This window comes from Bradyrhizobium sp. AZCC 1610 (genome assembly GCF_036924515.1).
Classification (GTDB): Bacteria; Pseudomonadota; Alphaproteobacteria; order Rhizobiales; family Xanthobacteraceae; genus Bradyrhizobium.
Genome location: NZ_JAZHRR010000001.1, coordinates 1,742,049 through 1,754,307, shown reverse-complemented (window position 1 = coordinate 1,754,307; position 12,259 = coordinate 1,742,049). Strand labels below are relative to the sequence as shown.

Below are 12,259 nucleotides of genomic sequence, written 5' to 3'. Positions count from 1 at the left end.
GGTTCAACACCGCCAATCAAAACCAACAATGAGCGGCTGGCCCGCGGCCGCCACAGGGAGCAACCAATCATGAAATCGCCAATCTGCGACATGCTGGGAATCGAGTTTCCGCTGCTCGCCTTCAGCCATTGCCGCGACGTGGTCGCGGCCGTCAGCCGCGCCGGCGGCTTTGGCGTGCTGGGCGCGACCGCGCATTCACCGGAGACGATCGAGCAGGAGCTGAAGTGGATCGACGATCACACCGACGGCAAGCCCTACGGGCTCGACGTGCTGATTCCGGAAAACATTTCGACCGCGGGCGAAAAGGACGTCACGTGGAAGAGCCTGGAGGCGCGGATCTCGCCGCAGCATCGCGACTTCACCCGCGACCTGCTGAAGAAATACGGCGTCGAACTGACGACGACCAACGTCGCCGACAACCAGCCGCAGCCGTTCGATGCGCAGCGCGCGCTTGAGGTGCTCGAGGTTTCGTTCCGCCATCCGATCAAGCTGATTGCGAATGCGCTTGGCGTGCCGCCGAAGGCGATGATTGACATGGGCAAGAAACACAATGTTCCGGTCGCGGCGCTGGTCGGCGCCAAGGAACATGCGCTGCGACAGGTCGCGGCCGGTGTCGACATTCTGGTGGTGCAAGGCACCGAGGCCGGCGGCCATTGCGGCGAGGTCTCGACCATGGTGCTGGTGCCCGAGGTGATCAAGGCGATCAAGCCGGTCCGCGACGTGCCGGTGCTGGCCGCCGGCGGCATCATGACCGGACGGCAGATGGCGGCGTGCATGGCGATGGGCGCCGCCGGCGCATGGACCGGATCGGTGTGGCTGGCGACGGTGGAGTCGGAAACCACTGAAATCTTCCGCGAAAAGATGATCGCGGCGTCCTCGCGCGACGCCGTGCGCTCGAAGGGCCGCACCGGCAAGCCGGCGCGGCAATTGCGCTCGGTGTGGACCGACGCGTGGGACCGTGGGCCGGACAGCCCCGGCGCGCTGCCGATGCCGCTGCAGAGCATCATCAGCCGCGACGCCTTCAACTCGATCGACCGCGCCGCCGCCGCCGGCAACGTGCAGGCGCGCGACCTCGTGACCTACTTTGTCGGCCAGGGCGTCGGCCTGCTCGACAGCGTGAAATCGGCCGGCGCCGTGGTGCAGGAATTCAAGGAGGATTTTGCCGACGCGGTGGAGCATATGAATATGTTGATGGAGGAGTGAGAGTCTCTCGACGTCATTGCGAGCGAAGCGAAGCAATCCATCTCACAACAAAGAAAGCATGGATTGCTTCGTCGCTACGCTCCTCGCAATGACGGATGCACCAAACTAATCAATCGAAAGTGAAACAAGAAAAAATGCCAAACTCCCCCCTCCCCGAAGACCGCATTGCCGTCATCGTCGGCGTTGGCGAAATCGCCGACCGGCCCAAGGACATCGCCGCCGGCCTCGAGCCGCTGGCGCTGCTCGAACAAGCCGTGCGGCGCGCAGAATCGGACAGCGGAGCAAAACTGATCGGCGAGCTCGGCTCGCTCGACGTCGTCAATTTCCTGAGCTGGCGCTACCGCGATCCGGAGAAGCAGCTTGCGGCACGGCTCGGCGCCAATCCGGCACATTGCTATTATGGCCCGGTCGGCGGCGAGAGCCCGATCCGCTACATTCATGAAGCAGCAAAGCGCATCGCGCGCGGCGAGTGCAGCGTGGCCGTGGTCTGCGGCGCGGAGGCGCAATCGACCGCGACCAAGGCCGAGCGCAGCGGCATCGCGCTGCCCTGGACGCCGTTCGCGCATGACGTCGAGGAGCCGAAGCGCGGCGCGGCGTTCCAGAAACCGATGGCGGTGAAGCTCGGCGTCTTCCGCCCCATCACGGTCTACCCGCTGTATGAATCCGCAACATCAGCACATTGGGGCCAAACCCCGCGCGAGGCGCTGGCGGAATCCGGTGCGCTGTGGTCGACCTATGCGCGCGTCGCTTCCGAGAATGAAAATTCTTGGCTGAAGAAGCGCTTTACAGCTGACGAGATCACCACGCCCACACCGGAAAACCGCCTGATCGCCTGGCCGTACACAAAACTGATGGTGGCCAATCCGACCGTGAACATGGGTGGCGCGGTGCTGCTGACGTCGCTGGCGAAGGCCCGGGCGGCCGGCGTGCCCGAAGATCGCCTGATCTATCCGATCGGCGGCGCCTCGGCGGAAGAGCCGCGCGATTATCTCGTGCGCGACCAGTTCTACGAAAGTCACCCGCAGAACGCCGTGCTGAAGGCAGTAATGGACCTCGTCGAGGGCGACGGCAAAAAATTCGACGCCATCGAGCTTTATAGCTGCTTTCCCTGCGTGCCCAAGATGGCACGGCGAACGCTCGGCCTCGGCCCCGACGTGCAGCCGACGGTAACCGGCGGCCTGACCTTCTTCGGCGCGCCGCTCAACACCTATATGACGCATGCGGCCGTCGCGATGGTGCGCAAGCTTCGTCAAAGCGGCAAGCTCGGCCTGCTCTACGGCCAAGGCGGCTTCGTCACCAAACATCACGGGCTGGTGCTGTCGCGCGAGGCGCCGAAAGAGGCGATCGCGCAGGACACCAGCGTACAGGCCGAGGCCGACCGCAATCGCCGCAAGGTGCCGGACTTCGTCACCGAAGCTTCAGGCAAGGGCAAGGTCGAGAGTTTTACGGTGATCTACAAGGGCAAGGGCGAGATCGAGCACGGCGTGGTGATGCTGCGCACCGAGGGCGACGCGCGGGCGCTGGCCCGCATCCCCGCCAATGACGCAGCGACACTGAAGCATTTGCTGAACATGGATCGGACGCCGGTCGGATCGGTCGGCGATATTGTCACGGCAGAAGATGGCGTGCTGGAGTGGCGAGTGGCCTAGTTCGTGTCCCGGACGCGGTGCAGCGCGTAGCGCAGCTCCGCAGAGCCGGGACCCACTGCGGCCACTCGCCGCCCTCTTGAGATGGGCCCCGGCTCTGCAGCGTATCACCGCGTGCTGCGCTGCGTCCGGGGCACGGGAAAACCGTCGCTTGATCTTCCGATGCGGTGGCTCAGCCTCATCAAGCCGCCCGCACCGTGTCCAGGAACTTGCCGACTTCGAGCTTGAGGCGGTTGGAGTCTGACGACAGCGACTGCGCCGCGGAGAGCACATGCGACGACGCGGAGCCGGTCTCGCTGGCGCCGCGCTGCACGTCGGAGATGTTGGAGGAGACCTGCTGGGTGCCCTGAGCCGCCTGCTGCACGTTGCGGGAGATTTCCTGCGTCGCTGCGCCCTGCTCCTCCACCGCCGCCGCTATCGTCGATGCGATCTCCGACAGCCGTTCGATGGTGCCGCTGATTGCCTGGATCGCGTTCACCGACTCCTGGGTCGCGCCCTGGATACTGGTAATCTGCTGGCCGATCTCGCCGGTGGCCTTTGCGGTTTGTTCGGCGAGCGCCTTCACTTCGGAGGCCACGACGGCAAAACCGCGGCCGGCTTCACCGGCACGCGCGGCCTCGATGGTGGCATTGAGCGCCAGGAGATTGGTCTGGCCGGCGATGGTGTTGATGAGTTCGACCACGTCGCCGATGCGGGCGGCCGCCTTCGACAATTCGCTGACGCGGTCGTTGGTGTGACGGGCCTGGTCCACGGCCTCGCCGGCCATCCGCGCCGATTCCTGGACCTGGCGGCTGATCTCGTTAACCGAGGAAGACAGCTCCTCTGTCGCCGATGCCACCGACTGCACGTTGGTGGATGCTTCTTCCGAAGCCGCGGCCACCATGGTCGTCACTTGCTGCGCGCGCTCGGCGGTTGCCGTCAGCGTGCCGGCGGAAGCTTCGAGTTCGGTAGACGCCGACGACACGGTTTCGACGATCTCGCCGACCGCTGTCTCAAAAGAATCCGCCAGCCTGACCATATCGGCCTTGCGCTGCTGCGCTGCGACCTGGTCCTGCTTCATCTTGGCTTCGGCCTCGTCGCGCGCCTTCTGTTCCGAGACGACCTTGAACTTCTCGACGGCACCGGCGACGGCGCCGAGTTCGTCCTTGCGTCCCAGGCCGGGCAACACTACTGCGAAGTTGCCACCCGCGAGTTCCTCCATCGACACGCTCAGCGCGCGCATCGGGCGGGCGATCGTGAAGAACGAGAACACGGAAGTGCCGATCAAGAGGAGGATCGTGCAGAGACCGACTGCCATGGACTCCCGTTCGGCGGCGGCCATTTCCCGAGTGGCCCGGGCCGCTTCCTGATCCACACCCTGCTTCGCTGACTCGGCGATCTGGTTGGCGAGAGATTCCAGTTCGGCCGCGATCGGCAGCGTCACTTCGCGGGCAATCCGGGTCGCTTCTTCATTCAGTTTGGCAATCCGCGTGGCGGCGTCGGACCCGCCCGCCGCAGCTACGGCTTCACCGCGAACCGATGCGATCTGTTGGGCTGCTTTCGCATAGTCTGCTGCCCTGGTCTTGAGCTTCTCGGTGCGTGCGCGGGTTTCTCCGGGGGCAGACAATTGCAGCATCTCGTCGGCAAAACGGTTCACCGATTTGAGCCGCGCCGCCAGATAGTCATTGGCCTTCTGCAGATCTGCCGCACTGTTTGCGAGACGGAGATCACGGACGCCGGTCTGCATGCCGCGAATCGACGCCTTCGCGTCCACCCCATCTCGCGCGATCGTCTGCTGCGCCGACTTGCGCATATCCGCGTCGCGCATCGCCGCGTTGGCCCGCATCTGGCTGACCACCATCACGACGACGAGCAGGACACCGAGGCCCGAGGCGATGCCGAGCTTGGCACCGATCGACAGATTCAGAATGAGACGGGACATGAGTAGCGTCCTTGAAAAAGGCGTCAGTGAGATCGCAGCGATGCCGTTGCTTCCCGCGGCACGCGGGATCACGGTTGAAAAGCGCCGGGCCGGATAATCGGACGAGCCGGTTCGTTGCGAACGAAAGACTCCTGCGGCGGCTTCGCCACAGAGCGACACTCATGCCGCTAAGGTTTCATATGATGGTTAATCAGGGGCTAAGCGGAGAGACTTGAGGAAATCGTAGAACTACGGTATCGCCGCTCGCATCGCCGGTATCACGACTGACTGTCCGTATTCTTACGTGCCGCCGACAAGGTCTGCTGCGGCGTTTCGCCAAACAACTCGCGATACAGCGCAGTGAACTCGCCCATGTGCCAGAAGCCGTTCACGAGCGCGACCGCCTTGATCGATTGCGGCGACGCCCCCCGCAGCAGTTGCTGACGCACGTTCCACAGCCGCCGCAGCCGCATATAACGATGCATGCTCATGCCGCGAATGGCAACCACGGCGTTATGCAGCGTCCGTACCGAGACCCCAAGCTGTCGTGCCACGTCGGCGCTGTACAGTGTCTTGCCGGCGTTCGCGGCAACGAACTCGTCGAATTTCCGGACCAGCGCCAGATAGTGGCTCAGGCTCAGGCGCTTGCCTTCGGACGCCGGCGACGCCGCAGCCATCGCCAGATCGACCGCCTGCAAGATCGATTCTTCAACACTCCCGATCACATCAGGCTGAGCGAGTGTATCGGGCGAATGCGACGCGAGCATCAGGACATCGCGCAATGTCGTGCGAAGTGCCTCGAACTTGGCGGGTTCCGTTGCGATCAGCTGAGCGCGGTCGAGCTCGCCCGGCCAGCCGCGATCATCGATGGAATCGAAATTCACCAGGGCGACCAGATTGGCCTGCTGCTCCACGATCTCGCATTGCGCCCTGCCCTTGACCATCAGCAACGTCGGCGCGCGGGCCTCCACACCATTCAGGATCAGCGAACCCGCATCGTCCATCATCAGACCGACGATCGCGCCGGTCGTGGAATATTGGATCTGAAGAATCCGCGGAAATGTCCGCTGCAGATAGACCGTGCAGGTTTTCAGCCTCAGCGACGCGAACGATGCGGCGAAGTCCCGGTGATCGAGCGGAATGCTGCTTGCCTCACCCAATCCTTCGATGCTCCGGAAATGATCGATATCCGGAGACCGGCTGATCTTCACGAAGTCAGACTCAACTAGTTCATCAAGCAACGACACGCGGCGGTCATCCGAGCCGTCGGTAGCGATCGTCGCAACAACGAAAAAAAGCGCTAGCCGGGATTGAGAGGGATCGTATGCGCAACTTGACGATGGCGGACGGGTGCCTCGATGCACCCTGCCATCGGATGAAGCGTCTTGAGTTCTGGCGCGTCTTCATTGACGCAGAACACATGGCATCAGATCTGCTGGCATCAGATCTTCACGATGCCATTGCATATTACCAAGTTTTCCCGATTTCCGAAATTCATTGGCCACATTCGCCGTCAGTTTCACTCAGGGCGATTGGTCGGCCCATGCCGCAATCGCAATTTTGCGATCTAGGGATGTTTCCTGCTCCTCATGCAGCCGAACAACAGGCTGCCTGAAGGCAGCTTGCGCTTCTGATTCGGATCGTCGGCGGTCACAAAGCCGGCATGAGGAGCCGGCTTCGGACCGAACAGTCAGTATGATCAGGCCGCCCGCACCGAGTCGAGGAACCTGCCGACCTCGAGCTTGAGGCGGTTGGAGTCGCCCGACAGCGATTGCGCCGCCGCAAGCACCTGCGAGGACGCCGATCCGGTTTCGCTGGCGCCGCGCTGCACGTCGGTAATATTGGAGGACACCTGCTGGGTACCCGTCGCCGCCTGCTGCACGTTGCGCGAGATTTCCTGCGTCGCGGCACCCTGTTCTTCCACGGCCGCTGCGATGGTCGACGAGATCTCCGACAGCTTCTCGATGGTGCCGCTGATCGCCTGGATCGCGTTCACGGATTCCTGGGTCGCGGCCTGGATGCCGGTGATCTGCTGGCCGATCTCGCCGGTGGCCTTTGCGGTCTGCTCGGCCAGCGCCTTTACCTCGGACGCCACGACCGCGAAGCCGCGGCCTGCTTCGCCGGCGCGCGCCGCCTCGATGGTGGCGTTGAGCGCAAGCAGGTTGGTCTGGCCCGCGATGGTGTTGATCAGCTCGACGACGTCGCCGATGCGGGTTGCCGCTTTCGATAGTTCGCTGACACGCTCGGTGGTGGTACGGGCCTGGCCGACGGCGTCAGAAGCCATTCGCGCCGAGTCCTGGACCTGACGGCTGATCTCGGTGACGGACGACGCCATCTCCTCAGTGGCCGACGCCACCGACTGCACATTGGTCGAGGCTTCCTCGGAGGCCGCCGCGACCGTTGTTGCGAGTTCCTGCGCGCGTTCCGCGGTCGCGGTCAGCGTGCCCGCGGATACTTCGAGCTGGCTCGATGCCGACGATACCGCTTCGACGATCTGGCCGACGGCGGCTTCGAAATCGTTGGCCATCTTGTGCATGTCCGCCTTGCGACCGCTCGTCGCGCGGATCTCCGCTTCGCGCTGCTCGGCCTCCAGCGTCTGACGGGCGACGGCATTGCTCTTGAAGATCTCGACTGCCTTGGCCATCTCGCCGACCTCGTCGCCGCGTCCGACGCCGGGCACCTCGACGGCAAGATTGCCGCTGGCGAGATCATTCATCGCGGCCGTCATCCGTTGCAGCGGACCGGTGACGCTACGCGCCACGAAGATCGACACCACGAGCGTAAACAGCAGGATCACGCCGGCAACGATCAGGGACCGCTGGGTCGAAGCCCAGGTCTGCGCCTTCAGGTCGTCGATGTAGACGCCGGTGCCGACGACCCAGTTCCACGGCGCGAAGCCGACCACGTAGGACAATTTCGGCTGCGGCGTGTTGAAGCCCGGCTTGGGCCACTCATAGGGAACGAAGCCTGAGCCGCTCTTTTTGACCGTATCGACGAAGTCGACGAACAGCAGCTTGCCGTTCGGATCCTTGTAGCTCGACAGATCGTTGCCGTTCATCTCGGCCCTGATCGGATGCATCACCATTTTCGGATGCATGTCGTTGATCCAGAAATAGTCGTTGCTGCCGTAGCGGAGCGCCGCGATCCGCGCCATCGCGCGCTTCTGGGCGTCGGCGTCCGAAACGCCGCCCTTCTGCACCGCGGCATGCTCTTCCTTGATGATGCCGAGCGCGAGGTCACCGAGGTGCCGCAGCTCGATCTGTTTCTGCTGGTCGAGGCTCGATGCCAATTCGCGCGATTCGAGAAAGGTCACGCCCAGGAGCCCGATGAAGCTGAGGCAGATGAGGGCATAAATCTTTCGGCCAACGGTCATCCTGGCCCGATGCATCATTGCAAACATGCGTGATCTCCGCGCGACGACGGGGGTCGTCCGTCCCATTGCGCGGAATCGTATAGGTCAGCCGCTTTCTTCTCGTTAATTTTGTACTCAGTAGATATACGGGATTCTAATGACCGGGCGCCTTGCGCGGTCGGCGGCCTTATGCCGCCCGCACCGAATTGAGGAACTTGCCGACCTCGCGCTTGAGACGGCCTGAGTCCGAAGACAGCGACTGGGCCGAGGAGAGCACCTGCGAGGACGCCGTGCCGGTCTCGCCGGCGCCGCGCTGCACGTCGGTGATGTTGGCGGAGACCTGCTGGGTGCCCCGGGCGGCCTGCTGCACATTGCGGGAGATTTCCTGGGTTGCGGCGCCCTGCTCTTCCACGGCGGCCGCAATGGTCGAGGATATCTCCGACAGCTTTTCGATGGTGCTGCTGATCGCCTGGATCGCCCCGACGGACTCCTCGGTCGCTGCCTGGATGCCGGTGATCTGCTGGCCGATCTCGCCGGTCGCCTTCGAGGTCTGCTCCGCCAGCGCCTTTACCTCAGACGCCACGACGGCAAAACCGCGGCCGGCGTCGCCGGCGCGGGCCGCCTCGATGGTGGCGTTGAGCGCCAGCAAGTTGGTCTGCTCGGCGATGGTGTTGATGAGTTCGACCACTGCGCCGATGCGGGCCGCCGCCTTCGCCAATTCGCTGACCCGGCCATTGGTGGTGCGGGCCTGATCGACGGCCTCATTGGCCATCCGCGCCGATTCCTGGACCTGACGTCCGATCTCGGTGATGGACGAGGCCATCTCCTCGGTGGAGGAAGCCACCGACTGCACATTGGTAGAGGCTTCCTCGGAAGCCGCGGCCACCATCGTGGTCAGCTCCTGGGCGCGTTCGGCGGTCGCCGTCAGCGTGCCGGCGGCGGATTCGAGTTCGGTAGACGCCGACGACACGGTCTCCACGATCTTGCCGACCGCACCTTCGAAATCGTCGGCGAGCTTGATCATTTCGGCCTTGCGCCGCTGCGCCGCGACCTGGTCCTGCTCGACCTTGGCTCCGGCTTCCTCGCGCGCCTTGTGCTCGGCGTTCTCGCGGATGACCGTCACCGTCTTGGCGAGGTCGCCGATTTCGTCGCCGCGGCCGGCGCCGGGAATCTCGACGTCGAGATCGCCGCCGGCCATCCTGCCCAACGCACCGTTCAGGCGCGTCATCGGACGCGCGACCCCGAGGAAGGAAAACACGACCGAGGCGATCAGCGAGATGACGACGATGATCGCCATGATCAGGTTGATGCGGTTGGCACGCCCGGTATCGGCCATGACCTCGTCCTTGGAGGTCTTCGCATCCTTTTGCGCGCTATCGACGGTGGCTTCCATCAGATCGGCGACATCTGCGGCGGCCTTGACCGTACGATTGGCGATGATGTCGTTTTTCGACTGCTCGGTCTTTACAGCTTCCTCATTGGCGGCGAGGAAGCGCTTGACGATCGAGGACAGGTTGCTGACCACGACCAGCAATTCGCGGTCGTCGGCTTCACCGCGCAGCTTGTTGAAAACATCCTTCAGCGAGGCCTCGGTCTTGCCCATCTCGGTGACCAGGCTGGCGTCGCCGGTGGCGCCGAGTTTCCAGGCGGCTGCCCGCAATGCGTTTACCTTTCCGTCGGCCTGAAACAGCAAACGTTCGATCTCGAGGCGATTGTCCAGCTTCGCCATGGTCGGCGAACCCAACTGGGCATTGACCGCCTTGGTCCATTCCTCCGAGACGACCGAGCGCTTCTCGATCTGCGTAAGCAACGTGGTCTGCGCCTTGGCGAGATCTTCCACGGCGGCGGTAAAGCCGTCCATCAACGCCTTGATCTTCTGCAGCCGCTCCCTGGCGTCCGGCCGCTGGGCGGTTGCGAGCGCGGCATCCAGTTCCTTTGCTTCGCTCGCTTTGTGGCGCTGCAAATCGGCCACGGTCCTTTCGACCTCGGCGGGGGTTCTCGCCAGCCTGACGGCGCTGGCGGCAAGCTGAATCTTGCGCAGGTCGATATGCGCGGAGAGCGAGTTGTCGGCCACCTGTTGCGACCGGGCGGCGTGCCCGCTGCCTTCCTCGATTCTCGATTCGGTGACCATCTGGTTGGCCACCATGCCGATCGCCAGCAAGACGCCGACCGCCCCGGCCAAGCCCAGTTTGTTTCCGATACGGTTGAGCTTGATCATGTCGACGACCCCAAATTCTTCTGAAGCAGTTTTCCGAAAGGCGGAATTTGCGGCGCAAAGGAACCAGCAACCTTCGCGCGCGAATCCCGGAGATGCGGGGCCAGCGTAGTGGGGACCGGTTAATTTCCGCTTGTGAAACTACGGAAGACCCAACCTGGTTGTAGCGTTATCGATTTCGCGTTACGCGCGAAAAGCCCGTCCTTTTTCGGCAGCCGGGCCCTCCGTCTGCCGCCGGCCGGATGTCAGGCTGCCCGGACCGACTCCAGAAACTTGCCGACCTCGTGCCGGAGGCGGTTGCTGTCGCCCGACAGCGACTGCGCCGCCGACAGCACCTGCGAGGAGGCCGCGCCGGTCTCGCCGGCACCGCGCTGCACGTCGGTGATGTTGGAGGAAACCTGCTGGGTACCCTGGGCCGCCTGCTGCACGTTTCGGGAGATTTCCTGTGTCGCCGCGCCCTGCTCTTCCACCGCCGCCGCAATCGTCGAGGAGATCTCCGCCAGCCTTTCAATGGTGCCGCTGATCTCCTTGATCGCATTCACCGATTCCTGGGTCGCGCCCTGGATGCCGGTAATCTGCTGGCTGATCTCGCCGGTAGCCTTTGCCGTCTGCTCCGCCAGCGCCTTCACCTCCGAGGCCACCACGGCAAAGCCGCGGCCGGCATCACCGGCGCGCGCCGCCTCGATGGTGGCGTTGAGCGCGAGCAGGTTGGTCTGGCCGGCGATGGTGTTGATGAGCTCGACCACGTCGCCGATCCGGCTCGCCGCCTTGGACAATTGGCTGACCCGATCGTTGGTGACACGGGCCTGACCGACCGCATCCGTCGCCATCCGCGCCGATTCCTGCACCTGGCGGCCGATCTCGCCGACCGAGGTGGAAAGCTCTTCGGTCGCAGACGCCACCGACTGCACGTTGGTGGAGGCCTCTTCGGAGGCCGAGGCCACAGCCGTGGTCAGGGCCTGCGAGCGTTCGGCGGTCGCCGACAGCGTGCCGGCCGAAGCTTCGAGCTGGGTCGACGCCGACGACACGGTCTGGACGATCTCGCCGATCACGTTTTCAAAATTACGGGTGATGCCGTCGACCCGCCGGCCGCGCTCGATCTTGGCTTCGGCATCGAGCGCTGCGGCCTCGTCGGCGGCCTTCTTGGCAATCAGCGCCTGCTTGAATATCTGCAAGGTGTCCGCCATCGCGCCGATTTCGGTCTTCTTGCCCTGATGCGGCACATCCGCGCTCAGATCGCCCTGGCCGAGCGCCTGCATCGGGGTGACGATCGAGGCGATGCCATCAGATACGTCGTGAACCAGATAATAGCTGACGGCGATGCCGATAAGCACGGCCGCGCCAAGGATCACGGCCAGAATGATCAAGGCGGAAGCGTAGCTGTCGACCGCTTCCTGTGCCGCCTTGTCGGCGCCTGCGTTGTTGAGGTCGATACTCTTCTTCAGGACGGCATCGGCCTGAAGCCCGATCTTGTTCACGGTCGTTGCATTCAGGTCGTTGGCTTCAGTGGGAATCTGGCCGACCGCATTGCGGGACAGTTCCATGACTTCCTGGGTGCCCCTGCGGTATTTGTCCCAGAGCTGCGCCCACTCACTATACAGCGCGCGCTCTTCCGGCGACGTAATCAGCGGCTCATAGGCTGCGCGAATCTTGTTGTTGGCCTCGATCACGGCAGCCAGGGTCTTTTCCGTCGCCAGCTTTTCTTCCAGCGTCTCGCTCAGCATGTGCTCGCGGATCACGTTGCGATAGGTGATGACGCCGGCGCGCAAGTCACCCAGCACGCGAACGCTCGGCATCCAGCTTGTCGCGATGTCCACCGTGTTGGCGTTGATGGCCCGCATGTTCCGGACCGCGAGCAGCCCCATGCCCGTCATGGCGACTAGCAGGAAGGCAACCACGGCGATGATCTTGGTGCGGATGGAGTACCTGGCGAGCATGGGTCC

Annotated in this window: 8 protein-coding genes; 3 read left to right on the top strand and 5 right to left on the bottom strand. The window is 63.8% G+C overall.

Features of this window, described 5'->3' with window-relative positions; translation table 11 throughout:
• The first annotated feature begins 69 nt into the window (after nucleotides 1–69).
• Nucleotides 70–1,203 (top strand): nitronate monooxygenase, encoded by a 1,134-nt coding sequence (locus V1279_RS08470; RefSeq protein WP_334434313.1) that lies wholly within the window; start codon nucleotides 70–72, stop codon nucleotides 1,201–1,203.
• Between the two features lie 134 nt (nucleotides 1,204–1,337).
• The gene (locus V1279_RS08465) at nucleotides 1,338–2,852 is read left to right on the top strand and encodes an acetyl-CoA acetyltransferase (protein WP_334434311.1); all 1,515 of its coding nucleotides are present in this window, start codon (nucleotides 1,338–1,340) and stop codon (nucleotides 2,850–2,852) included.
• Between the two features lie 178 nt (nucleotides 2,853–3,030).
• On the opposite strand, the gene V1279_RS08460 is transcribed toward V1279_RS08465, so the two are convergent.
• Both V1279_RS08460 and V1279_RS08455 read right to left on the bottom strand, forming a co-directional pair.
• Nucleotides 3,031–4,770, bottom strand: coding sequence for a methyl-accepting chemotaxis protein (locus V1279_RS08460; RefSeq protein WP_334434310.1), 1,740 nt, complete (start codon nucleotides 4,768–4,770; stop codon nucleotides 3,031–3,033).
• Between the two features lie 257 nt (nucleotides 4,771–5,027).
• Nucleotides 5,028–5,756, bottom strand: a complete 729-nt coding sequence (locus tag V1279_RS08455; protein WP_334434309.1) for a helix-turn-helix domain-containing protein — start codon at nucleotides 5,754–5,756, stop codon at nucleotides 5,028–5,030.
• Between the two features lie 317 nt (nucleotides 5,757–6,073).
• On the opposite strand from V1279_RS08455, the gene V1279_RS08450 reads away from it, so the two are divergent.
• Complete coding sequence (locus V1279_RS08450; protein WP_334434307.1) at nucleotides 6,074–6,364, top strand: hypothetical protein; 291 nt, start codon at nucleotides 6,074–6,076, stop codon at nucleotides 6,362–6,364.
• A gap of 84 nt (nucleotides 6,365–6,448) precedes the next feature.
• On the opposite strand, the gene V1279_RS08445 is transcribed toward V1279_RS08450, so the two are convergent.
• From V1279_RS08445 to V1279_RS08435, 3 genes are all read right to left on the bottom strand, one after another.
• Complete coding sequence (locus V1279_RS08445) at nucleotides 6,449–8,149, bottom strand: methyl-accepting chemotaxis protein (protein ID WP_334434305.1); 1,701 nt, start codon at nucleotides 8,147–8,149, stop codon at nucleotides 6,449–6,451.
• 139 nt (nucleotides 8,150–8,288) lie between these two features.
• Complete coding sequence (locus V1279_RS08440) at nucleotides 8,289–10,319, bottom strand: methyl-accepting chemotaxis protein (protein WP_334434303.1); 2,031 nt, start codon at nucleotides 10,317–10,319, stop codon at nucleotides 8,289–8,291.
• Between the two features lie 242 nt (nucleotides 10,320–10,561).
• Nucleotides 10,562–12,253 carry a methyl-accepting chemotaxis protein gene (locus V1279_RS08435; RefSeq protein ID WP_334434301.1) on the bottom strand — a complete coding sequence of 564 codons (1,692 nt, stop codon included), beginning with the start codon at nucleotides 12,251–12,253 and terminating at the stop codon, nucleotides 10,562–10,564.
• Between the last annotated feature and the right edge of the window lie 6 nt (nucleotides 12,254–12,259).